The 23,512-nt window shown below is 69.1% G+C and carries 21 protein-coding genes; 18 read left to right on the top strand and 3 right to left on the bottom strand.

What is annotated here, in order from left to right:
- The first annotated feature begins 11 nt into the window (after positions 1 to 11).
- From ACE3SG_RS25890 to ACE3SG_RS25865, 6 genes are all read left to right on the top strand, one after another.
- On the top strand, positions 12 to 815 hold the full coding sequence (locus ACE3SG_RS25890; protein WP_374569132.1) for a 2OG-Fe(II) oxygenase: 804 nt from the start codon (positions 12 to 14) through the stop codon (positions 813 to 815).
- Between the two features lie 39 nt (positions 816 to 854).
- Positions 855 to 2,297, top strand: a complete 1,443-nt coding sequence (locus tag ACE3SG_RS25885; protein WP_374569131.1) for an MATE family efflux transporter — start codon at positions 855 to 857, stop codon at positions 2,295 to 2,297.
- An 83-nt stretch (positions 2,298 to 2,380) separates the two neighbouring features.
- Positions 2,381 to 4,561 carry a sugar-binding protein gene (locus ACE3SG_RS25880; protein WP_374569130.1) on the top strand — a complete coding sequence of 727 codons (2,181 nt, stop codon included), beginning with the start codon at positions 2,381 to 2,383 and terminating at the stop codon, positions 4,559 to 4,561.
- Positions 4,562 to 4,718: 157 nt separating this feature from the next.
- Positions 4,719 to 5,951: an argininosuccinate synthase-related protein gene (locus ACE3SG_RS25875; protein ID WP_374569129.1), complete on the top strand. Its 1,233-nt coding sequence runs from the start codon at positions 4,719 to 4,721 to the stop codon at positions 5,949 to 5,951.
- A gap of 8 nt (positions 5,952 to 5,959) precedes the next feature.
- Positions 5,960 to 6,727, top strand: a complete 768-nt coding sequence (locus tag ACE3SG_RS25870) for a 2OG-Fe dioxygenase family protein (RefSeq protein WP_374569128.1) — start codon at positions 5,960 to 5,962, stop codon at positions 6,725 to 6,727.
- 3 nt (positions 6,728 to 6,730) lie between these two features.
- Complete coding sequence (locus ACE3SG_RS25865) at positions 6,731 to 7,702, top strand: DMT family transporter (RefSeq protein WP_374569127.1); 972 nt, start codon at positions 6,731 to 6,733, stop codon at positions 7,700 to 7,702.
- Positions 7,703 to 7,728: 26 nt separating this feature from the next.
- Here the strand turns inward: ACE3SG_RS25865 and ACE3SG_RS25860 are convergent, their stop codons facing one another.
- Both ACE3SG_RS25860 and ACE3SG_RS25855 read right to left on the bottom strand, forming a co-directional pair.
- On the bottom strand, positions 7,729 to 9,234 hold the full coding sequence (locus ACE3SG_RS25860) for a sigma-54 interaction domain-containing protein (RefSeq protein WP_374569126.1): 1,506 nt from the start codon (positions 9,232 to 9,234) through the stop codon (positions 7,729 to 7,731).
- 88 nt (positions 9,235 to 9,322) lie between these two features.
- Positions 9,323 to 10,168, bottom strand: coding sequence for a hypothetical protein (locus ACE3SG_RS25855; protein WP_374569125.1), 846 nt, complete (start codon positions 10,166 to 10,168; stop codon positions 9,323 to 9,325).
- Between the two features lie 434 nt (positions 10,169 to 10,602).
- On the opposite strand from ACE3SG_RS25855, the gene lepB reads away from it, so the two are divergent.
- Positions 10,603 to 11,271: a signal peptidase I gene (lepB, locus tag ACE3SG_RS25850; protein WP_374569124.1), complete on the top strand. Its 669-nt coding sequence runs from the start codon at positions 10,603 to 10,605 to the stop codon at positions 11,269 to 11,271.
- A 23-nt stretch (positions 11,272 to 11,294) separates the two neighbouring features.
- Here the strand turns inward: lepB and ACE3SG_RS25845 are convergent, their stop codons facing one another.
- A complete protein-coding gene (locus ACE3SG_RS25845; RefSeq protein ID WP_374569123.1) occupies positions 11,295 to 12,413 on the bottom strand; it encodes a hypothetical protein in 1,119 nt (372 codons plus the stop codon).
- Positions 12,414 to 12,587: 174 nt separating this feature from the next.
- Between ACE3SG_RS25845 and ACE3SG_RS25840 the strand changes: the two genes are divergently transcribed.
- From ACE3SG_RS25840 to ACE3SG_RS25790, 11 genes are all read left to right on the top strand, one after another.
- Positions 12,588 to 13,478: a hypothetical protein gene (locus ACE3SG_RS25840; RefSeq protein ID WP_374569122.1), complete on the top strand. Its 891-nt coding sequence runs from the start codon at positions 12,588 to 12,590 to the stop codon at positions 13,476 to 13,478.
- On the top strand, positions 13,468 to 13,890 hold the full coding sequence (locus ACE3SG_RS25835) for a DUF3052 domain-containing protein (RefSeq protein WP_374569121.1): 423 nt from the start codon (positions 13,468 to 13,470) through the stop codon (positions 13,888 to 13,890). Before ACE3SG_RS25840 ends, ACE3SG_RS25835 begins: the two co-directional genes overlap by 11 nt.
- 105 nt (positions 13,891 to 13,995) lie before the next feature.
- Entirely contained in the window at positions 13,996 to 15,336 is a 1,341-nt protein-coding gene (locus ACE3SG_RS25830; protein WP_374569120.1) for a dicarboxylate/amino acid:cation symporter, read from the top strand.
- A gap of 55 nt (positions 15,337 to 15,391) precedes the next feature.
- Positions 15,392 to 15,781: a tautomerase family protein gene (locus tag ACE3SG_RS25825; protein ID WP_374569119.1), complete on the top strand. Its 390-nt coding sequence runs from the start codon at positions 15,392 to 15,394 to the stop codon at positions 15,779 to 15,781.
- Positions 15,782 to 16,217: 436 nt separating this feature from the next.
- A complete protein-coding gene (locus ACE3SG_RS25820) occupies positions 16,218 to 16,841 on the top strand; it encodes a hypothetical protein (RefSeq protein WP_374569118.1) in 624 nt (207 codons plus the stop codon).
- Positions 16,842 to 17,023: 182 nt separating this feature from the next.
- Positions 17,024 to 17,713 carry an aquaporin Z gene (gene aqpZ / locus ACE3SG_RS25815; protein WP_374569117.1) on the top strand — a complete coding sequence of 230 codons (690 nt, stop codon included), beginning with the start codon at positions 17,024 to 17,026 and terminating at the stop codon, positions 17,711 to 17,713.
- A 217-nt stretch (positions 17,714 to 17,930) separates the two neighbouring features.
- On the top strand, positions 17,931 to 18,677 hold the full coding sequence (locus ACE3SG_RS25810) for a GntR family transcriptional regulator (RefSeq protein ID WP_374569116.1): 747 nt from the start codon (positions 17,931 to 17,933) through the stop codon (positions 18,675 to 18,677).
- Positions 18,667 to 20,007, top strand: a complete 1,341-nt coding sequence (locus ACE3SG_RS25805) for a malonyl-CoA decarboxylase domain-containing protein (protein WP_374569115.1) — start codon at positions 18,667 to 18,669, stop codon at positions 20,005 to 20,007. The genes ACE3SG_RS25810 and ACE3SG_RS25805 overlap by 11 nt, the downstream gene beginning before the upstream one ends.
- Positions 20,008 to 20,032: 25 nt before the next feature.
- Positions 20,033 to 21,025 (top strand): Bug family tripartite tricarboxylate transporter substrate binding protein, encoded by a 993-nt coding sequence (locus ACE3SG_RS25800; RefSeq protein ID WP_374569114.1) that lies wholly within the window; start codon positions 20,033 to 20,035, stop codon positions 21,023 to 21,025.
- A complete protein-coding gene (locus ACE3SG_RS25795) occupies positions 21,025 to 21,882 on the top strand; it encodes an enoyl-CoA hydratase/isomerase family protein (RefSeq protein WP_374569113.1) in 858 nt (285 codons plus the stop codon). The genes ACE3SG_RS25800 and ACE3SG_RS25795 overlap by 1 nt, the downstream gene beginning before the upstream one ends.
- Positions 21,879 to 23,423, top strand: a complete 1,545-nt coding sequence (locus ACE3SG_RS25790) for a malonyl-CoA synthase (protein ID WP_374569112.1) — start codon at positions 21,879 to 21,881, stop codon at positions 23,421 to 23,423. Before ACE3SG_RS25795 ends, ACE3SG_RS25790 begins: the two co-directional genes overlap by 4 nt.
- The last annotated feature ends 89 nt before the right edge of the window (positions 23,424 to 23,512 follow it).

Below are 23,512 nucleotides of genomic sequence, written 5' to 3'. Positions count from 1 at the left end.
GGGGAGCCCACATGCACAGACCCAATCGAATCAAGCGAGCCAGCAAGCTGACCGGCGCCGATGTCATGGCGCTGGCCAACGACGAGTTGCTGCTGCTGGTGGTCGAAGACTTCTACCCGCAAGACGCCTGCCGGCGCTTCTCGGACAAGATCCTCGGCAGCCAGAGCGTCGAGCGCTACACGCACGAGATCGTCGTCGACGGCAAGCTCGAGCAGCAGTACTTCGGCGTCGACCGGCTCGGCCAGCCCTTCAACGCCACCTACGGCGCGGCGCCCGGCAGCGAGGCCTTCGAGCTCTACTACCGCAGCGTCGAGCCGGCGCGCGAAGGCATGCGCGGCCTGGCCCGGCCCGCGGTGACGCCGATCGACAAACTGCGCCTGGAGCTGGACGAGCAGTGCCCGCACGGCGCCACGGTGGCCTGCTTCCAGGGCCGCAAGATGCTGACCGGCATTGCCCGTGTCACACGCGCGGCCTACTCGAAGCTGAGCGCCGAGCAGCCGCACTTCGACGCGCTGCCCGAGAAGTACGCGGTGCTGGACGCGCAGCTGGCGGCCAACATCTACCTCGCGGTGCCGTCGACCGGCGGCGAGCTCGAGGTCTGGGATGTGCCTCCGCTGCACCCGCTGGCCACCACCGCGGCCGACTGGCGCGCCGAGCTGCCCACGTCGATCAAGGTGCAGCCGCGGCTGGGCGAGTTGATCCTGTTCAACTGCCGCCGGCCACATGCGGTGGGCGCGTTCGCCGGCGCCGACCGGGTCAGCGCCCAGGCCTTCATCGGCTACCGCCGCCACGAGCGCCTGCAACTCTGGAACTGAAGCAAACGACCTGCCGCGCCTGCGGCCGGGAGACACCCCATGACGACCACCCCCATTGAATCGCTGAGCCACCGCATTCGCCACGAAGCCCGGGCCATGTGGAAGCTCGCCTGGCCGATCCTGATCGGGCAGATCGCCGCCGTCGGCATGGCCGTGTCGGACACGGTGATGGCCGGCCGCCTGGGCTCGCTCGAGCTGGCCGCCGTGTCGGTGGGGGTGTCGTGCTGGACGATGATGTACGTCACGCTGGTCGGCCTGATGCTGCCGATCAACGCGATCGTCGCGCACGAGTACGGCGCCAAGCGACCGGACCGTGTCGCGTCGATGACGCGGCAAGCGCTGTGGATGGCGCTGGGCATCGGCGTGGTAGCGATGCTGCTGCTGAACGCCGGCGCGCTGCTGATCGACAGGCTCGACGCACCGGCCGAGGTGCGCAGCAAGGCGATCGAGTTCGTCCACCTCATCAGCCTGGGGCTGCCGGCGCTGACGCTGCACCGCACGCTGTACGGCTACAGCGCCAGCATCGACAAGACCAAGCCGATGATGCTGATCTCGCTGGCCGCGCTGGCCTACAACGTGCTGGCCAACTGGCTGCTGATCTACGGCCACGCGGGTTTCCCGCGCATGGGGTCCAACGGCTGCGCGCTGGCCACCGCGAGCGGGCTGTGGCTGATGGCGGGCGGGCTGTACCTGTGGATCCGGCGCGACCCGGCCTACCGCGCCAGCAACCCGTTCGACCGCTGGGAGGCGCCGCACCTGCGCGAGATCGCCGGCATGCTGCGCCAGGGTGTGCCCATGGGCATCACCTACCTCGCCGAGGCCAGCGCCTTCTCGGCCGTGGCGCTGCTGGTGGCGCGCTTCGGCGTGGTGGCCATCGCCTCGAACCAGATCACGATCAACGTGACCTCGGTCGTGTTCGTCGTGCCGCTGAGCTTCGGCATCGCCATCATCACCCGCGTGGGCCAATCGCTCGGCGCTGGTGAGCCGCAGCGTGCGCGCTTCGTGGCCTGGGTCGGCATCGGCATGGCGGTGGCGTTCGGTGCGCTGTCGGGGCTGGGCATCGCGCTGTTCCGGCACGACATCGCTTCGCTCTACAGTGTCGACCCTGCCGTGCAGCTGGCCACCGCGAGCCTGCTGGTCATCGCCGCGCTGTTCCAGCTGAGCGATGCGACCCAGATCGCCACCGCCAGCGCCGTGCGCGGCTACAAGGTCACGCGGCCACCGATGGTGATCCACCTGTGCTCGTTCTGGGGCGTGGCGATCCCGCTGGGCTGCGTGCTGGGGCTGGGCTTGCCGGAGGCCATCGCGCCGCAGTGGAACCTGCCGGCGATGGGGGTCACCGGCTTCTGGGTCGGCCTGGCGGCCGGCTTGAGCCTGGCGGCGGTGTGGCTGGTGTCGTTGCTGCGGCGCGTGGCGCGCCAGGCGATCGAGCCGGCCGCGGCGCCGGCGGCATTGAACGTGATCAAGGAAGGGCTCGCGTGAGGGCAGTGAAGTCGGGTTGGCTTGGGCTTTTTCGGTGGTGCTGGGTGGCGGCGCTTTGCAGCGCGGCACTGCCGGTGCGGGCCGTGGACACGGCGCCGCCGCTGGTCGCCACGCGCATCCCCGCCGGCCACGTGCTGCAGATGACCGGGGCGCTCGACGACAGCGCCTGGCAACAGGCCCCCGCCGTCGACGCCTTCTGGCAGGTCAAGCCGGTGGACGGCCGGCCGGCGCCGGTGCGCACCCGCGTGCGCGTGCTGTTCGACGAGCGCGCGCTGTATTTCGGCATCGAGGCCACCGACCCGGACATCGACAGCCTGCGCGCCCAGCTGGTGCGGCGCGACACGGTGCTCGACGATCAGGACTACGTCGGCGTGTTCATCGACCCGATCGGCGCCGGCAAGTCGGCGCTGTTCGTGCGGGTCAATGCGGCCGGCGTGCTGGCCGACGGCGTCTATTCCGCCGACACCAACCGGCTCGACTTCTCGCCCGACTTCGAGGTCGATGCGGTGGCGCGGATGAACGACGCGGGCTACACGGTCGAGCTGCGGGTGCCGTTCGCCGCGCTGCGTTTCGACACCCGCACCGGGCCGGCCTGGCAGGTGCAGGTGGTGCGCAGCTACCCGCGCGATGCGCACTACAAGTTCGCCAGCGCGCCGCTGTCGATGTCGGCCGGCAGCGCGATCGAGCGGATGAATGCGCTGCAAGATCTTGAACTCGCCGGCCGCGACAGCGCCTGGTCGCTGCGCCCCACCTTGACCGCCCGCACCGAGCGCACCCGGGCCGGCCACGCCGCCACCCAGCGCGACAGCCAGCTCGAGGCCGGCCTCGACGCCAGCTGGTACCCCGGCGGCAACTGGATGCTCGACGCGACGATCAAGCCCGACTTCTCGCAGGTCGAGCTCGACGTGCCGCAGCTGTCGAGCAACGTGCAGTTTCCGCTGCAGCTGCAAGAGAAGCGACCGTTCTTCCTCGAGAGCAGCGACATCCTCGAAGCACCCTCGCTGATGAGTGAGCAAGGCGGCGGCGGCCTGCAGGCCATCTACACCCGCTCGATCACGCAGCCTTCGTGGGGCGTTCGCGGCAGCTACCGCGGCGACTCGCGCGAGGCTGTGCTGCTGAGCACCCGCGACAAGGGCGGCGCGCTGGCGCTGGTGCCTGGCACCTACGAGGCCGGCATCGTGCTGCAGCCGGCCTCGGCGATCCAGCTGGGCCGCGCCCGCATGCACGTGGGCAATGCGTCGGCCGGGCTGATCGCGATCGACCGGCAATACGAGGGCGGCGCCGGCGGCAACTCGGTGCTCGGTGCCGACCTGGTCTGGCGCTCGGACGCCGGCGACCGGCTTCGCGGCATCGCGATGCATTCATGGACCAGCGCCTGGCCCGGCGAAGACGGCCAGCTGCACCGCGAGGCCGAGCGCAAGGGCGGCTATGCGCTGGTCGACTGGATCCGCAACTCCGACTTCATCGAGCCCTCGCTGACGCTGGAGCAGGCCTCGGCCAACTACCGCAACGACACCGGCTTCACCGCGCAATCGGGCTTTCGCCAGGTGACGGCCCAGATTCAGCAGAAGAACCGCTTCGAGGGCAGCTGGTCCGAGGCCAACCCCTACCTGTTCGCCGTCGACACCCAGGACCTGCACGGCCAGACGATCCAGCGCCTGTTCGCACCCGGCATCTGGGTGCATGGGCCTTACGACATGCAGTTCATCGTCGAGCCGCATCCGCACCAGCTGCAGCGGGTGCGCGCCGGGGGTGTCTTGCACGCGCTGAACCAGGCCTACTTCGAATTCCGGGCCAGCCCCGCGGCCTGGTTCAGCGAGGTCGTCGTCGAACTGACCCAGGGCGACATGGTCGACGTGGAGGCCGACGTCAAGCGGCCCGGCGCGGTGTGGTTGGTTGAAGGTCACTGGCGCTTTGCCCACCGGGTCGAGCTGGAGGCCCGCAGCGAGTGGACCGAGCTGCGCGCCAAGGGCCGGCGGGCGCTGTTCGACCGCGCCGACAGCGCGGTGCTGATCTACCACTTCGGCCCGCGCGACGCGCTGCGCACGATCGTGCAGCGGCACCAGACCACCCGCACCAGCCTGCTGCCGGGCGACCCCGACACGCACCAGGACCGCAGCCTAGACGTGTCGCTGACCTACTCGCACCGCCTGTCGGGCGCGTCGGTCTTCTACCTCGGCGCCACCACGCACCGCGCGGACGATTCGGCGCTGGGCCTGCAGCGCGCCAGCGAGGTCTTCGCCAAGTGGCAGTTCGCGTTCTGAGCACCTCCGCGGCGGCGCGCTGACGCCGGGCTTTCGTTCCCACAGCGAAAGGCAGCTGTGCTTGCGCCCAGGCTTATGCCGCCGGCGCAAAGCGACAAGAATGGTTGTGCGATGGGCCGTCACACGCCATCGAAACACCACCGGGGAGAAGACAACGATGAAGCAGTTGACCTTGCGCAGCTTTGGCGACCTGGACCTGCTGGCCGGGCACACACGAAAGGTGATCACCCTGTTCAGCGGCGGCCTGGACAGCAGCTACCTGTTGATGGAGCTGGCCCGGCGCGGCTTCGAGGTGACGGCGCTGGCCGTCGACCTGGGCGACGAGACCGACCCCGCCGACCTGCAGGCGGTGACCGATCACTTCGGCGCCAAGCTCGTGCGCGTCGATGCGCGCGAGGCCTTCATCGACCAGTCAGTGCTGCCGGCCATCCGCGCGCAGGCCCGCTATCTCGGCACCTACCCGATCAGCTCGTCGCTGTCGCGGCCGGTGCTGGCCAAGGTGGCGGTGCAGCACGCGCAGCGCCTGGGTTGCGAGGTGATCCTGCACACCGCCAACCAGTCGCAGAACAGCCTGCGCCGCCTCAACGGCGCGATCCGCCAGCTGGGCTTCGAAGGCTGGCATGGCTCGCCCTACGAGTTCGGCGCGTTGCCGCGCGAGACCAAGATCCGGCTGCTGGCCGCGGCCGGCCTGCCGAACTTTCGCGCCCGTGGCGTCAGCGTCGACGCCAACCTGTGGTGCCGCGAATTCGAGTCGGGCTCGCTCGACAACCCGGAAGCCTTCTGGGTGCCGGAGTCGCTGTTCGTCTGGACGGCGCCGCGCCACACCGAGCCCCCGTCACCCCACCTGTCGCTGCAGTTCGAAGCGGGCGTGCCGGTCGACATGGACGGGCAGCGCCTGGCGCCGCTCGCGCTGATCGCCGAGCTCAACCGGCAGGCCGGCGCCTTCGGCATCGGCCGCTACAGCGGCCTCGAACACCTGGAGCAAGGCGAGAAGGTGCTCGAAGTGCGCGAGGCCCCGGCCGCGACGCTGCTGATGCAGGCCTATCGCCACCTCGAAACGGCGACGCTCGACGCCGAGCTGATCCGCGCCAAGCTGACGCAGGAACAGGCCTGGGTGCGCGAGGCGATCGAGGGGCGGTGGTACGGCGGCCTGCGGCAGGCGGCCGACGCCTTCATCGCCAGCACCGCGCAACGCGTCAGCGGCACCGTGCACTTTCGCCTGCGCGCCGGGGCGGCAGACCTGTGCGGCATCCGTGCCGAGCAGCCGCTGTACCTGACCGACCGCGACACCTGGGAGCAGGACGTGGCCCGGCTGCGCAGCCAGACCCATGTCGATGTCGAGGACGACAGCGTTCGTGTGCTGCCCTACGTGTCGGGGGCGGCAGCGTGAGCGCGCTGATGCAGTCACCTTCGGCGTCAGACGGTGGCCGGCCTGCGCGCGGGCGCGGTGACGGCTGGCTGACGCGGCAGGCGCGCTGGCTCGCCAGCGACGGGCTGCTGCACATGTCCAGCGCGGCGGTGGCCAAGGCGGTGCGCGCCGAAGCCACCGCCTGGCGCAGCTTCGCCGCCCACTGGGACCGGCTGGCGCTCGACCACTTCATGGGCGACGGCGGCACCTACCGGCTGCGCCGCTACGGCGCCCTCGCCTGCCGGCAATCGAGCGCCTGGCAGCAACTGCCGCACACCGCCTACCGGCAGGCACCGAGCGTGAACCCGCTGAACGGCGGCATCGACCGCCTGTTCGAGCCGCTCGAAGCGAGCTTCGTGCAGCACCCGATGCTGCGCAGCCTGATCGAGCTGACGCTCGCGCTGATCCACCACAGCGAAGGCCAGCGCTCCGACTGGAAGGTCGAGCTACACCCGTACCGCATCCTGGCCCGGCCCGACTGCCCCGGCCAGCCCACGCCCGAGGGGCTGCACCGCGACGGTGTCGACTACACCGCAGCGCTGATGGTGCGGCGCGCCAACATCAAAGGCGCCGACACCCGCGTGGCCGACACCGACCACCGCGAGTTGCAGCGCCTGCGGCTGCGCGCGCCGATGGACCTGCTGCTGCTCGACGACGTGCGCACGCTGCACGAGGTCAGCCCGGTGGTGCAGCGCAAGGCCCATGCCGGCGCCTGGCGCGACGTGCTGGTGCTGGCCTACACACGCTGGAAGGCCTGACCCGTGAATGCCACTGACCCGGCGGGACCCGGCTCACCGCGCGCCACGCGGGCCAGCGAGCTGATGCTGCTGGTGGTGGCCGCCATCTGGGGCAGCAGCTACGGAGTGGCGAAACTGGCGCTGCAGTACGTGCCGGCGATGGAGTTCGTCGCGCTGCGTTTCGTGATGACCTTCGTCGTGCTGCTGCCGGCGCTGCGGCCGCTGCTGACGGGTGTCGACCGCCGTGCCCGCCTGGCCGCCGGCAGCGCGCTGGGCATCAACCTGCTCGCGGTGCTGTTGTGCGAAAGCTTCGGCGTGGCACTGACCAGCGCCGCCAACGCCGCCTTCCTGATCAGCACCTGCGTCGTCATCACGCCCTTCGTCGAATGGCTGATGTTCGGCAAGCGCACCTCGCGCCTGATGCTGCTGTGCGCCTGCCTCTCGCTGCTGGGTGTTGCCTTGCTGACCGGCAGCAACGGCGGCACCGGCGCCTGGGCCCGGGGTGAGTTCCTGATGCTGCTGGCGGCCGTGCTGCGCGCACTGCTGGTCTGCCTGACGCGCTACCACCTGTTGCGCCTGGGCATGCCGGCGCTGACGATGACCGCGCTGCAGTCCGGCGTGGCGGCGGCCGGGGCTTGCGCGCTGGTGTTCATCGCCGGCACGCCCAAGCTGATCGTGTCGGCCGTCGCGGTGCCGGCGTTCTGGGGCCTGATGCTCTACCTGGCGTGCCTGTGCACCGTCTTCGCCTTCTTCGCCCAGAACTTCGCCGCCAGCCACGTCAGCCCCAGCCGCGTCTCGCTGCTGCTGGGCTGCGAGCCCGCCTTCGGCGCCGTGTTCGCGGTGATCGCGCTGAACGACCACCTGACCCCCACCGGCTGGATCGGCGGCGCGCTGGTGGTGGCGGCTGCGTGGCTGGCCACGGGGGCCGAGGCACCACACCCGTCGCAGCGCGAAACGCTTCGCAGCTGGCTGCCGCGCTGGAAGCCGAACGGCTGAGTCTTCAGCCGACGGCTGGCACCCGGTCAGGCGACGGTGGCGCTCTTGCTGTCGCCCAAGGCGCCCGGGCCCAGTGCCCCCAGCCGCTCGTACAGCGTGGCGCGAGAGATGCCCAGCATCCGGGCGGCCGCCAGCTTGTTGCCGCCGGTGGCCTGCAGCGCCGCGCGAATGGCCGAAGCCTCCAACTCGGCCACCGCCTTGGGCAGCGACTGCAAGCGGGCGGGCGCGTGGTCTTGTGCGGCCTTCGACACCGTCGCCGCGTTGGTCGAACAGGCCGGCATCAGCCGCTCGAAATGCTGAACGCCCAGGTGCAGGTCGTCCGTCATCAACACCACCTGCTCCAGCACATTGCGCAGCTCGCGGATGTTGCCGGGCCAGGCGTGCCGCGCCAGCAGCTCCAGCGCGTCGGCGCCCAGGCTCTTGTGGACCAGCCCGGTGCGGCTGCCGATGTCTTCGAGCAGGTGATCGGCCAGGGCGTCCAGATCAGCCAGCCGCTCGCGCAGCGCCGGCAGCCGGATCGGCAGCACATTGAGCCGGTAGTACAGGTCGGCCCTGAACTTGCCTTCGCTCACCATCGCCGGCAGGTCGCGGCTGGTGGCGGCGATGATGCGGCAGTCCAGCTTCTCGACCTTGTTGCTGCCGACCGGCTCGACCTCTTGCTCTTGCAGCACCCGCAGCAGCTTGGCCTGCAGCGCCAGCGGCATGTCGCCGATCTCGTCGAGGAACAGCGTGCCGCCATCGGCGAGCTTGAACTTGCCGGGGCGGCCTTTGCGGTCGGCGCCGGTGTAGGCACCGGGCGCGACGCCGAAGAACTCGGCTTCGAGCAGGGTCTCGGGCACGGCCGCGATGTTGACGCCGACGAAGGGGCCGGCAGCGCGGTGGCTACCGGCGTGGATGCCTTGGGCCATCAGCTCTTTGCCGGTGCCGGTTTCGCCCAGCAGCAGCACGGTCGAGTCGGTGCCGGCCACGCGGCGGGCCAGGCGCTTGACCTCCATCACCGCCGGGCTGGTGCCGATGAAGCTGGCGATCGTGTACTTGGGCCGGCGCTGGGTGGCCAGCTCGCGTCGGGCGTCGTCGAGCTCGCGCTGCATGCGGCTGAACTTGGCCATCAGCGGCTGCATCGTCGATTCGCTGTGGTCGGGCGATTCGTTGAGCCAGACGATGCCGATCGCGCCGATGACGTGGCCGGCGTCGTCGCGCAGCGGCAGGCGGCTGACGAGGAAGGTGCCGGCCCGGTTGGTCAACAGGTCGACGACGATCGGGCGGCCCGAGTCGATGACCTGGTTCATCAGCGTGTTCGGCACCACGGCCTCGACCGGCTTGCCGACGAAGTCTTCTTCGCGCTCGAAGCCGAGTGCCGGCAGGAAGTGCTTGTAGCCCTCGCTGATCCAGACGATGCGGTGCTGGCGGTCGACCACCATCATGCCCAGCGCGGCCTGGGCGAAGGTGTCGAACATCGATTGCGCGGCCAGACGCAACAGTTTGCTGGCGTCTTGCGGCAGGCCGGTGGCGGGGGTGTGCGGTGCGGGCATGGGAGGCTCCCTGCCGCAGTGTTGCACACCCCTTCGTGGCGCCGCGACGGGGTCAGCCCGGGGCCCTGTGCTGACCTTCGGGCGTGACCTACAGCGTGCGCAAGAAGGCCACCAGGTCTTTCTTCTCCTGCGCTTCGAGCTTGGTGCCCAGCACGAGGTTGAAGAACTCGACCGTGTCGTCCAGCGTCAGCAGCCGGTCGTCGTGCAGGTACGGCGGCGAGTCTTTGATGCCGCGCAGCGGAAAGGTCTTGATCGGCCCGTCTTGCATCACCCGGCGGCCGTTGATCGTGACACCCTCGGTGTAGAAGCGCTCGGTGCGCAGGTTGTGCATCAGGTTGTCGGTGTAGTACGGCGGCGCATGGCAGGCCACGCACTGGCCCTTGCCGTGGAACACCTTCTCGCCGCGCAGTTCGGCCGCGCTGGCCAGGGCCGGGTCGAGCCGGCCGAACACGTTGAGCTTCGGTGCCGGCGGAAAGTCCAGCAGGTTCTGGAACTCGCCCATGAAGTGCACCTGGCTGCCGCGCTCCAGCGGGTTCACGCCCTTGCGCGCGGCCTTGGTGTGGTCGCCGTCGAAGTAGGCGGCGCGCTGCTCGAACTCGGTGAAGTCTTCGACCGACTTCAGCGCCCGCTGCGAGCCGAACAGCCGCTGCACGCTGACCCCGCGCAGTGACGGCGTGTCGATGCGGTGGCGCAGGTCGTCGGGCCGGATGTCACCCACGGTGTGCGTGGCCGCGGTGCTGTGGCCGTTGGCATGGCAGTCGAAGCAGGCCACGCCCATGTGCGGCCGCAGCGCGCGGCGGTCGTCGGTCAGGTTGAACTGCTGCTGCGGGAACGGCGTGACGAGCAGGCGCAGGCCTTCGAGCTGCTTCGGGTTCAGCGCGTCCTTGAACAGCTTCTCGAAGTTGTCCAGCGTGACGAGCTGGCCCTTGGACACGTCGCCCAGGTCGGGCCGGGTGCTCAGGAAGATCGGCGCCGGGAACTCGGGCAGCAGGTGCTGCGGCAGGTCGAAGTCGAGGTCGAAGCGGGTCAGGTCGCGGCCGGTCTGGCGCCCGCGATCAGCGGCGCCCTGCGAGCGGGCCGAGTCTGCAACATGAGGCGGTCTCCCTGTGGGTGGTGAACCAAGTCAACCCGCCGTCATGCGCTGTGGCGGCGATCCCTCCAGGGTGTCGCGAAGTATCGGCACAAGCCATCAACCGCGATGGCGGCAGTGGTATGCGGCGCCGTCACTGCCGAGACAGAGGGCCACCGTTCATCGCGCCCGGCGGCAGCTCATGTCGACCACGGCCGCCGTTCATCGCCTGGCCGCGCCGTGCGGGCCGGCGCGTGCGCACAATTTGCGGTCTCTGGCTTTCCCTCGAAGAGGCTTCGATGAAACAGTGGCTGAAGGACAACCGCGGCTTCTTGCTGTTCCTGCTGTGCTTTGGGTTCGTGCGCACCGCGGTGGCGGACTGGAACCCGATCCCCACCGGCTCGATGCGGCCGACGATCCTGGAGGGCGACGTGGTGTTCGTGAACCGGCTGGCGTTCGACGCGAAGATCCCGCTGACCGATGTGTCCATCGCGCGGCTGGGCGAGCCGCGCCGCGGCGACGTGGTGACCTTCAGCTCGCCCAAGGACGGCACGCGGCTGATCAAGCGCATCGTCGGGTTGCCGGGCGATGTGGTGCAGATGCGCGACGAGGTGCTGTTCGTCAACGGCGAGCAGGCCGAATACACCGACATGACGCCGGCCTCTGAAGTGCTGGGCGGCGATGTCAGCGTGCCGGCGATCCGCGCCACCGAGCACGTGGCCGGCAGCAGCCGCACCGTGCAGATCCTGCCGCGGATGGGCGCACGGCGCGACTTCGGCCCGCTGAAGTTGCCGGCCGACCAGTTCTTCATGCTCGGCGACAACCGCGACAACAGCGAAGACTCTCGCTTCATCGGCCCGGTGCCGCGCGCGTTGCTGATCGGCCGGGCGCATCACATCCTGCTATCGGCCGACATCACCGGCAACTGGCTGCCGCGCTGGGGGCGCACGGCCTCGGCCATCCAATGACCGAGGCCGAGTGCCGCGGGGCTTCAGCGTGGGGCGTCGGCAGGCGCCTTCGACGCCACGGTCGGCACCAGCTTGAACGCGACGATCTGCGGGGCGGGTGCGCCTCGCGGCTGCCACGAGCCCCAGCCGAGGACGGCCCCTTGATCGTTGATGGCTTCGACCATGATGATCTGCACCCCCCCGCCCTCGGGGCTGGAGCAAGTACGCCCGATCAGCTGATTGATCTCGACCGGCTCGGCATCGACGCTGGCCCAGTACATCGGCTCGTAGCCATTGCTGCCGGCGCGGCCGACGATCTCTCCGCTGCGATTGATGCCCAAGGGGGTGCTGGAATCGGAATGCAGCGGCTGCCGCAGCGCGACAGGCTTGTTGCCCTTCCACACCGTGGCGCGAACCGCGCCGGGTTTCCAGCTGACGCCGATGACGACGCCCGCATCGTTGATACCCGTCGCCCACGACCCGTCCCAGCCCTTGAGCGTGCCGAGGTCGGTGACCACCCCGTCGCGCCAGCGGACGGCGTGGCTGACGCCGTCCATCGCGGTCGCAGCGGTCCCCGCCACGTCGCCTCGCCGATTGATCGCAATGGCCCTGGCAGAGTTGCCCGCCACGAGAGGCGGCAACGCGGCGGGCACTTCATTCGTCCAGACCGTGGCCACCGCCGGGCTGCCGTCGAGATAGCGCGTGCCCACGACCTGGCCGCTGCGGTTGATGCCTTGCGCAGCGGCCGTGCCACCGGGGAAGGTGGGCAGCACCGTCGGGCTGTTGCCCTTCCACACGACCGCCTCGGGCCTGGGATCGGGGCCGGTGTAGCCCGCCCAGCCGGTGCCGACCACGACGCCGTCGTCGTTGATGCCGGTCATTTCATTCCACGTCACGCCCGAGCCAGGCGCCCGGTAGGTGGCGACGAGCCGGCCCTTCTTGTCCCACCCCAGGCCGAAGGGTTCGTTGTAGGCAACGGCGCCGACGGCCTGGCCGAGGTTGTTCAACCGGGCGGGCGCCGAGCCCGTGCCGATGCTGTAGTCCTCCAGTCGATGGCAGTCGTACGACGGCAGGGCGTGTGCGGCCAGCACCCAGGCGCCGAGCGCCATGCCCAGGCCAAGCCGGCCTGCACCGGCCAGGCTCGATTTCTGATCTGTCGGCATGAGATCCTCCGATGTGATTTGATGGTTTCGGTGCCCACGGCACCGGAAAGCGATTCTCCACATCGCGGCCCGGTTCATAACCCCTATGTTGCACGCATCGAGGCCGGCGGCCCAGCCCGTGCAGCCGGCGCACAATCGCGCCGAATCGTTGATCACCTGACTTGAGTGAGCCCCATGACGATGACTGTTCCCCGCTTCCTTCGCCTTGCCCTGGCCGGCTTGCTGGCCGCCCCGCTGCTGGCCCAGGCCGCCGCGAAACCCGAGCCCGGCTCCTCGTTGTCGGACTACGAGTTCAAGCCGGCACGCGCACCGGTCGGCCAGGTGGTGCACTACCTGAAGTCGAACCTCGACGGCAGCAAGCGGTTGGTGTTGTCGGTGCACTTCTCGGCGCCGCTGATGATGGAGGTGCTGAAGGTCGAGGCCGATGGCCAGTACCTGGCGCTGGTGCAGGCCGAGCTGGACCCGGCGACCTTGAGCGAGTCGCGCATGAAGTCGTTCAACCGGCTCGAATCGGGCACGCCGCGGCAGCAGATGGCGCTGGACGCGGATGCACAGCAGCGGCGCCTGGTGGCCGAGGTGGCCAACACCCGCATGCCGGTGACACCGGGGCACTGGCCGGCGCACCTGTACAACTTCGACCTCAGCGGCCTGAACGCGACGCTGCCGCACCTGAAGAACCCGCGGCACAGCTTCGAGGTCGGCATCATCGACCCGGACTTCGCGTTCCTCAAGACCAAGTTCAAGCCCGATGCGGGCGAGGTGGACGGCGGCTTCGTCGACAAGGGCAAGGCCACCTTCCGCTTCGTGCGCGACGAGGAGCTGGACGAGATCCCCTGCCACCGCTTCGAGGTCGGCGGCCCGGCGTTCAAGAACATCAAGGGCACGCTCTGGGTCAACGCGAAAGACGGCCTGATCGAGCGCTTCGAGCACCCGTTGCCCGACAACCCGGAGTGGAAGAGTTTCAAGCTGAGCCGCATCGGCAGCCGGCCGATGGACGATGCCGAGTGGGAGGCGTTCAAGGCCGCCACCGTGCGCCGCGCGATGGACCTGCGCGATGCAGAGTAAGGGCTCGGCAGCAGGCTATTCCGGCACGCCGCTGTCCGGCAAGCTGGGGCTGAAGCCCGGCATGAGGGTACACGTGGCCCACGAGCCCGAGGGCTATCGGGGCTGGTTGGCGCCGCTGCCGGCGGGCCTGGTGTTCACCCCTCACCCGGGCCCGGAGACCGCGCTGGTCCACCTGTTCGCCGACGACAGGCGCCGCTTGGCCGAGGCGCTGCGCCGCTACCGCGAGCAACTCCCGGCCGACGCCACCGTCTGGGTCTCGTGGCCGAAGAAGTCGAGCAAGGTGCCGACCGACATCACCGAAGACGTGATCCGCGAAGTGGCGTTGCCGCTGGGCTGGGTGGACGTGAAGGTCTGCGCCGTCAGCGAGGTGTGGTCGGGATTGAAGCTGGTGGTGCGCAAGGCCTTGCGCTGAGCCTGCTGGCCCCATGTCGGCCGCGCCGGCATTGCGGGAATTGCGGACGCGCGGCGTGTTGGATGAGCGCAGACTCGCGCCCTTCTCAGCCTGCCGGAGCCCGCCATGGCCCACAAGCCGATCTACAAGTCGCTTTACTTCCAGGTCATCACCGCGATCGTGATCGGGGTCGCACTGGGCCATTTCTTCCCGGCCACCGGCGAGGCGATGAAGCCGTTCGGCGATGCGTTCATCAAGCTGATCAAGATGGTCATCGCGCCGATCATCTTCTGCACCGTCGTCGTCGGCATCGCCGGCATGGAGGACATGAAGAAGGTCGGCAAGACCGGTGGCCTGGCGCTGCTGTACTTCGAGGTCGTCAGCAGCGTCGCGCTGATCGTCGGCCTCGTGATCGTGAACCTGGTGCAGCCCGGCGCCGGCATGAATGTGGACCCGGCCTCGCTGGACACCAAAGGCATCGCCGCCTACACCGGCCCGGGCAAGATGCAGGGCACGGTCGACTTCTTGCTCAACGTGATTCCCGGCACGGTGGTCGATGCCTTCGCCAAGGGCGAGATCCTGCAGGTGCTGCTGTTCTCGGTGATGTTCGGCTTCGCGCTGCACAAGTTCGGCGGCCGCGGCACCCTGGTGTTCGACATCATCGAGAAGACCTCGCACGTCTTGTTCTCGATCGTCGGCATCATCATGAAGGTCGCGCCGATCGGCGCCTTCGGGGCGATGGCGTTCACGATCGGCAAGTACGGCGTCGGCTCGCTGCTGTCGCTGGGCAAGCTGATGGGCACCTTCTACCTGACCTGCCTGGTCTTCATCTTCGTCGTGCTGGGGCTGGTCGCCCGGCTGCACGGCTTCTCGGTCTGGAAGTTCATCAAGTACATCAAGGAAGAACTGCTGATCGTGCTGGGCACCTCGTCGAGCGAATCGGTGCTGCCGCGCATGATGGCCAAGATGGAGAACCTGGGGGCACGCAAGTCGGTGGTCGGCCTGGTCATCCCGACCGGCTATTCGTTCAACCTCGACGGCACCTCGATCTACCTGACGATGGCGGCGGTGTTCATCGCACAGGCGACTAACACGCCGATGACGCTGACGCAGCAGCTGACGCTGCTGGGCGTGCTGCTGCTGACCAGCAAGGGCGCAGCGGGTGTCACCGGCAGCGGCTTCATCGTGCTGGCGGCCACCTTGTCGGCGGTGGGCGGCGTGCCGGTGGCGGGGCTGGCGCTGATCCTCGGCATCGACCGCTTCATGTCCGAAGCGCGTGCGTTGACCAACCTGATCGGCAACGGCGTGGCCACCGTGGTCGTCGCCAAGTGGACCGGCGATCTCGACACCGCGCGGCTCGAGCAGCAGTTGAACCACCCGGCCGAGACCGACGCCATCCAGGCCGATGAGCCTGAACAGGTGCTGGACGCCACCGAACAGCGCATGCCCGTGGCCGCGTCACGCTGAGGGCCGGCGCGGGCGGCTACGCTAGGGGCCCCACCACAGCGATCGGAGTCGCACGATGCCCCTGGCCCGCATTGAAACCTGCCGTTCCTGGCCACCCGAACAGGTGCAGGCCCTGATGGACGCCGTCTACCAGAGCTTTCGCGAGGCGCTGAAGGTGCCCGAGGGTGATCGCAGCATTCGCTACGTCGAGCACCGGCCCGAGCACTGGGCCCATCCGCCCGGCAAGACCGCCAACGCGATGCTGGTTGAGGTGACGATGTTCCCGGGGCGCTCTCTGGCGGCCAAGCGGGCCTTGTACGCGTCGATCATCCGGCGGTTCGAAGCGCTGGGCATCGCGCCGAGCGACGTGATGATCGTGCTGCACGAGCCCCCACTGGACAACTGGGGCCTGCGCGGCGGTATCCCTGCCAGCGAGTTGGACTTGGGGTTTGACCTGAAGGTCTGAACCCGAGGGCAACGCTGAACAAGTCCCACACGGGCCGCGCATCCCTGCTTGGGGCGGTCTGCTGCGTTGCAAATCCTCGCCATAGCACGAGCTATGGCTGTGGTTTGCGCCTTGCAGCCCATCCCCAACCAGGGCGCGCAGCCTCGCGGGGACTTATTCAGCGTCGCCCTAGGTGTTTTCGAGTATCTCGCCGGGAATACCGCTTGCTGTAACCGTGCGTTGCATCTCGATTGGCGGCAGGCGGAAATCTGTATCGACCGAATTTGCCGCCAACTGAGGCATACCCCGCGTCGGGGTGTGCAGTATTTGGCAGAAACCCGCACTGTGTGCTGAGCAGACTTGGGGTTGCGCCTGCCTGTTGCGACGCTTCTAATTCCGATCGCCGGGAATCATCGGCACTGGAATCTCAGGGTCCAAGACACAGGGGACATTCCTCATGATGATGAAGCAAGTCGTTCGGGCAGTGGCTGCGGCAACCGCGCTGCTGGTGGGTATGTCGGCGCAAGCTGCCTTGGTGCAGTACCGCATGACGGGTGTGGTGACGCAAAGCGGTGTCTTCGACGACGGCACGATGGTGGCGGAGGCCACCCCGGTGACCATCAGCTACAGCTACGAGACCAAGCAGCCCTCGTCCGAGATGCTGCGCAACGACGACGGCTCGGGCATCGCCGCCTACGACTTCCTGCGGCCCTACCACTTCAAACTGCGTGTCGGTGACCACCGCGCCCGTGTCGACGGTTTTCGCGTCACGCTGAACAACGACCTGAACCAGCCGTTTGGCGACACCTACGACCTGGAAGCGGTCGGCGGCGTCTACATCGACCACGTGCTGCAGCCCGATGCCAAGTTCACCGTGTCGTTGTTGAGCCAGTTCGGCAACACCGGCGCCCTGCGCTCGCTGAACCTGCCCAAGCACCTGAACGAATGGTCGTTCGACGCCTTCCGCTCGGCCCGCCTGGCCGCGGCCGGCGATCGCACGCTGCTGATGATCCGCATCGACCGCATCCGCTCGACGGTCTGCGCACAAACGGTGCCGGGCACCGACGACTGCGCCGAGTAAGCGACTTTCTCTTCGACTCACCTGCAGCGCGCGTGCGCGTGGGGGCCTCGCCGGCCCACCATGCCACGCGCGTTGGCTTTGGGGCCGCCAGGCCGGCAGGGTTTGACCGCGCTTGCGGCTGTCACGCAGCGCTGCTCAGAATCGCGCCGGCAATCCAGCCCAAGACAGGAAGGAGAGCGAACATGAAAGCATATGGCGCCGAGTTCTTCGGCACGTTCTGGCTCGTATTGGGAGGCTGCGGCAGCGCGGTGCTCGCGGCCGCATTCCCGGGTGTCGGCATCGGGCTGCACGGGGTCTCGCTGGCCTTTGGCCTGACGGTGCTGACGATGGCCTATTCGATCGGCCACATCTCGGGGTGCCACCTGAACCCGGCGGTCAGCATCGGGCTGTGGGCGGGCGGCCGGTTCCCGGCGGCCCAACTGCTGCCGTACATCGTGGCCCAGGTGCTGGGCGCGGTGGCGGCCGGCGGTGTGCTGTTCGTCATCGCCAGCGGCAAGGCGGGGTTCGATGCGGTCGGCAGCGGCTTCGCCTCGAACGGTTATGGCGCGCATTCGCCGGGCCAGTATTCGATGGTGGCGGCGCTGGTCTGCGAGGTGGTGATGACGGCGTTCTTCCTGATCGTCATCCTCGGCGCGACCGACAAGCGCGCGCCCGCCGGCTTTGCGCCGATCGCCATCGGCCTGGGCCTGACGCTGATCCACCTGATCAGCATCCCGGTCACCAACACCTCGGTGAACCCGGCCCGCTCGACCGGGGTCGGCGTGTTCGTCGGCGGTTGGGCGATCGAGCAGCTGTGGTTGTTCTGGGTCGCGCCCATCGTCGGCGCGGTGATCGGCGCCAAGGTCTACGGTGTCATCGGCTCGGAAGACTGACCGAGAGACGCCCCCGCCTCGCCACCGGGCCCGGTTCGCCGGGCTCTTTTCCGGGGTCGCGCCAGCGCGCGGGAGCCGGTGGCGGGCTGCCCGCCCGATCACCCCCGCCGGCCGATCCGAATGACATTCCAGCGGCCATCGGTCACCCGCCGTCAGCGCCTGGTGGGTCGCGAAATTCCGCTTGTGATTTTGTAATTACAGGATTACGCTACCCCGCATGCTCACCTCTTCGGCCAGCTTGTCGGTGGCACCGGTCCGCGGCACCTCGCTTCACGACGAAGTGGCCGCTCGCCTTCGAGCGATGGTCTTCGAGCGCCAGCTGGCGCCGGGGGAGTGGATCGACGAGAAGGCGCTGGCCCAGGGCTGGCAGATCAGCCGCACGCCGCTGCGCGAGGCGCTGAAGGTGCTGGCCGCCGAAGGCCTGGTCGAGCTGGTACCGCAACGCGGCTGCCGGGTGGTCGAGCTGAGCGACGACGACGCCGACCAGCTGTTCCCGGTGATGGCGCTGCTGGAAGGCCGCTGCGCCTTCGAGGCCACGCGCAACGCCAGCGCGGCCGACCGCGCGCTGCTGCGCCGCCTGCACGACGAGCTCGAGCGCCACGCCGCTGCGCAAGACCGCGACGGCTACTACCGCGCCAACCACGAGTTCCACACCCTCGTGCAGCGGCTGGCGCGCAACCGCTGGCTCGACCGCTCGACCGGCGACCTGCGCCAGTTCCTGCGCCTGATGCGCGGCCGCCAGCTGAAGCTGCCCGGCCGCATCGACGCGTCGATCAACGAGCACCGGGTGCTGATCGACGCGATGCTGGCCGGCGACGCCGCGCGCGCCGAACGCACGATGCACGACCACCTGATGGCCCAGCTCGCGGCGCTGAAGGCGGTGCGCGCACTGGAGCGCGACGCCGCCCCCCACAACGACCCGCAGGCCGATCCGCCGGCCGGAGGCCCCAGCGATGTTGGTTGACAGCCTGCGCGAAGCCGCTCGGCGCCGCGGCGCCGAGCACGACCTGCGGACACTGGCCGCCGACTGCGAGCACCTGCTGTCGCAGCGCGGCGAGGCCAGTAGCACGCAGATCGCGCGCCAGATCGTCGAGCGCCTGCAAGACCTGCTGGCCGAGCCGGGCCGCAAGGACGGCGCCCGCAGCGCCGCGTTGGACCGCTTCTTCGCCCACCTGGCCGACCACTTCAGCCCCGAGCCGATGGCGGTGCTGGCCAGTGCGCAGGCCTATGCCGCGCGGCCCGACGCGGCCCATCTGATCGCACTGATCGAACGCACCGAGCCGCGGCGACAAGAGCTGTTTCGCCGCATCAACCGGGCCCCGGGCGGCACCGCCGCACTGATCGGCCTGCGCCGCGCGCTGCTCGAGCGCCTGCCGAAGAAGCCCGAATGGCGCGCGCTCGAAGCCGACCTGTTGCACCTGCTGTCGAGCTGGTTCAACCCGGGCTTTCTCGAAATGCGCCAGGTCAGCTGGCGCTCGCCGGCGCAGCTGCTGGAGCAGATCATCCACCACGAGGCGGTGCACGAGATCGACGGTTGGGACGACCTGCGCCGCCGCCTGCTGCCCGACCGGCGCTGCTTCGCGTTCTTTCACCCGCAGCTGCCGGAAGAGCCGCTGATCTTCGTCGAGGTGGCGCTGCTGCCCGAGATGGCCGCGGCGATCCCGCCGCTGATCGACAAGAAGGCACCGGCGCTGTCGCCCGACAGCTTCAAGGTCGCCGTGTTCTACAGCATCAGCAATTGCCAGCCGGGGCTGCGCGGCGTGTCGCTCGGCAACTTCCTGATCAAGCGCGTGGCCGACGAGCTGAAGGCCGAGCTGCCGCAGCTGAAGACCTTCTGCACGCTGTCGCCGATCCCCGGCTTCATGGCCTGGCTGCAGGCCGCCGACCCGGCGGAGCGCCTGCCCGGCGTGAAGCCCGCGCTGGCCGAGCGGATGGGCACCGCGCGCGCGACGCTGCAGCGGGCCTGCGGCGGCGACCTGGCCAGCCTGGCCCAGCCCGCCACGCACGCCACCCTGCCCAAGCCGGCACAGCAGGCGCTGCTGCAGCTGGCCGCGCTGTACCTGGTGTACCAGTCGCCGCAGGCTGGCGGCGACCCGGTGGCCCGGTTTCACCTCGACAACGGCGCGCGGCTGGAGCGGCTGAACCCGCAGGGCAACCCATCGCCCAAGGGCTTGAAGCAATCGGCCGGGCTGATGGTCAACTACCTCTACGACCTGGCCAACATCGACGCTTGCCACGACCGTTTCGTGCACGGCGCAGTCGCCCACTCGCGCGCCATCTCGCGGCTGCTTTGACAAGATCCACTGACGGAGACAAACGATGACGACTCATCACCCCCGCCGCCTGGCGCTGCTCGCACTGACGGCCGCCGCGTCGACCCTGGTTTCACCGCTGGCGATGGCGCAGGCCAGCGGCTGGCCCGGCAAGCCGGTGACCATCGTCGTGCCCTTCCCCGCCGGCGGCGGCACCGATGCCTTCGCGCGCCCGTTGATGGCGATGCTCACCAAGCAGACGGGCAAGCAGTTCATCATCGACAACAAGGGCGGCGCCGGCGGCACCGTGGGCGCCACCGTGGCCTCGAAAGCCACTCCCGACGGCTACACCTTCTTCATGGGCGCGGTGCACCATGCCATCGCGCCGTCGATGTACCCCAAGCTCGACTACCACCTGGACACCGATTTCGTGCCGGTGGGCCTGATCTCCAGCGTGCCGCAGGTCATCGTCGTCAACCCGCAGCGCGTGCCGGTCAGCGACCTGAAGGGCCTGCTCGAATTCGTGCGCGCCAACCCCGGCAAGCTGAACTACGGCTCGGCCGGCAACGGCACCTCGCACCACCTGGCCGGCGAGCTGTTCAAGCTGCAGACCAAGACCTTCATCACCCACATCCCCTACCGCGGCGCCGGCCCGGCCTTGCAGGACCTGGTGGCCGGGCAGGTCGACCTGATGTTCGACGGCCTGGGCTCCAGCGCCACCCACATCAAGAGCGGCCGCATCAAGGCGCTGGCCGTGGCCTCGGACAAGCGCGCCCCCGGCTTCCCCGACGTGCCGACCAGTGCCGAAGGCGGCGTGCCGACCTACCAGGTCGCGACCTGGTATGGCCTGTGGGCGCCCAAGGGCACGCCGAAGGAGATCATCAGCGCGATGCAGGCCGAGATGAAGAAGGCCTTCGCAACCGACGAGATCAAGTCGGCCTGGAACGGGCTGGGCGCCAACGTGCCGAGCCTGTGGGGTGACGACTTCGGCAAGTTCGTCGCCAGCGAGACCAGGCGCTGGGCCGAGGTCGTCAAGTCTTCTGGCGCCAAGCTCGACTGATGGCCGGCCACGTCGTCCTGCACCCGGCAGATGCGCAAGGCATTGCGCGCCTGCAGTTCTCGCACCCCGGCAAGCTGAATGCGTTGTCGGTGCAGATGTGGCGCGACCTGCGTGCGCAGGTCGAAGCGCTGAATGCCCTGCCGCCCGGCCAAGGCCCGCGGGTCGTGATCGTGCAAGGCGATGGCGGCAGCTTCGTCGCCGGGGCCGACATCGAAGAGTTCCCCGACTTCCGCTTCGACGCCGACACGCTGGCGCACTACCACGAAGAGGTGGTGGCCCCGGCGCTCCATGCGCTGCTCGACTGCGAGCGGCCGCTGGTCGCGCAGATCGAGGGCGCCTGCGTCGGCGGCGGGCTGGAGATCGCGGCCTGCTGCGACATCCGCCTGTGCGGTGCATCGAGCCGCTTCGGCGTGCCGATCGCCAAGCTCGGCTTTCCGATGGCACCGCTGGAGATCGAGATCGTGGCGCGCGTGATCGGCGAGACGACCCTGCGCGAGCTGCTGCTCGAAGCCCGCGTGCTCAGCGCCGACGAAGCGCGCCAGCGTGGCCTGGTGACCCGCGTGGTGGCCGATGCCCAGGTGGCGGCCGAAGCACGGCGCAGCGCCGAGGCGATGGCGGCCCTGTCGCCGCAGGCCCTGCGCCTGAACAAGCGTGCGCTGCGCCAGTTCAGCCCCATGGGCCGCCCGCACGGCAGCAGCCCCGACGAACGTGCGCCGCATTACGCTTACGCCCCTTCGGCCGAGCACCGCGAAGGCCTGGCCGCCTTCAACGAGAAACGCCCCGCGCGCTTCGGCAGTGCTGATGCGCCCCACGCCGCACCCGACACCGCGCCCGACCCCGACGAGCCCCGCCCATGAACCTCTTTGCCGCCCTGCGCCAAGCCTTTCCGGCCGACCTCGACACCTGCGCGATCGAGCCGGCCGACGGCCCCGACACCACCCACGTCTACACCTGGCGCGACCTCGACCACGCCAGCGCACGCATCGCCAACCTGCTGGACTCGCTGGCACTGCCGCCGGCCAGCCGCATCGCGGTGCAGGTCGAGAAAAGCGTCGAGGCGCTGCTGCTGTACCTGGCCGTGCTGCGCGCCGGCCATGTGTTCCTGCCGCTGAACACGGCCTACCAGGCGGCCGAGATCGAATACTTCATCGGCAACGCCGAGCCGGCCGTCGTCGTCTGCTCGGGCAAGCACTTCACCTGGATCAGCCGGCTCGCCTTCAAGGCCGGCACCACCCATGTCTTCACGCTGAACGACGACCGCACCGGCACCTTGCTCGACCGCGCCGCGTTCCACGCCGACCAGCACACCCCGGCCACCAAGAGCGCCGACGACCTGGCCGCGATCCTCTACACCAGCGGCACCACCGGCCGCAGCAAGGGCGCGATGCTGACGCACGGCAACCTGCTGTCGAACGCGCAGACGCTGAAGGACTACTGGGGCTGGCGAAATGTCAAGGAAGGGGGCGACGTGCTGATCCACGCGCTGCCGATCTTCCATGTGCACGGCCTGTTCGTCGCCTCGCACGGGGCGCTGCTGAACGGCAGCAAGATGCTGTGGTTCAGCAAGTTCGACCCCAAGGCGGTGCTGGCACGCCTGCCCGAGGCCACCGTGTTCATGGGTGTGCCCACGCTGTACGTGCGCCTGCTCGGCGAGGCCGGGCTGACGCAGGCCGCCTGCCGGCACATGCGGCTGTTCATCAGTGGCTCGGCGCCGTTGTTGATCGAGACATTCAACGACTGGCGCACGCGCACCGGCCACACGATTCTCGAGCGCTACGGCATGAGCGAGACGGTGATGCTGACCTCGAACCCCTACCGCGCTGAGGACGGCGAGCGCCGCGGCGGCACGGTCGGTTTCCCGCTGCCCGGCGTGGGTCTGCGGGTGCGCGGCGACCAGGGCCAGGCGCTGCCGGCCGGCGAGGTCGGCGGCATCGAGGTCAAGGGGCCGAACGTGTTCGCCGGTTACTGGCGCATGCCCGAGAAGACGAGAGAAGAGTTCACCGCCGACGGCTGGTTCAAGACGGGCGATGTGGGCAAGATCGATGCCGACGGCTACGTGACCATCGTCGGCCGCAGCAAGGACCTGATCATCACCGGCGGCTACAACGTCTACCCCGCCGAGGTCGAGGGTTTCCTGAACGAGCTGCCCGGCGTGCAGGAGAGCGCGGTGATCGGCGTGCCGCACCCGGACTTCGGCGAGGGCGTGCTGGCGGTCGTGGTGCCGCGCGCGGGTGCCCGCATCGACGGCGCCGCGCTGATCGCCGCGTTGAAGAACCGCATCGCCGGCTTCAAGGTGCCCAAGCAGGTGTTCGTGGTCAGTGAGCTGCCGCGTAACACGATGGGAAAAGTGCAAAAGAATCTTCTGCGCGAGCAGCACAAGGGGCACTTCAACGCTTGACGAATGTTGACGAGGGCCGGGTGGCGGGCGGCAGGGGGGCGCCACACAATCGCCCGCTCGATGCAACGCCATACCGGCGTTCGTCGTCC

It is taken from the genome of Ideonella sp. (assembly GCF_041914305.1).
Classification (GTDB): Bacteria; Pseudomonadota; Gammaproteobacteria; order Burkholderiales; family Burkholderiaceae_C; genus Ideonella.
Note: the sequence above shows the minus strand (reverse complement) of the source record. Positions and strands in the feature narration are given on the sequence as shown.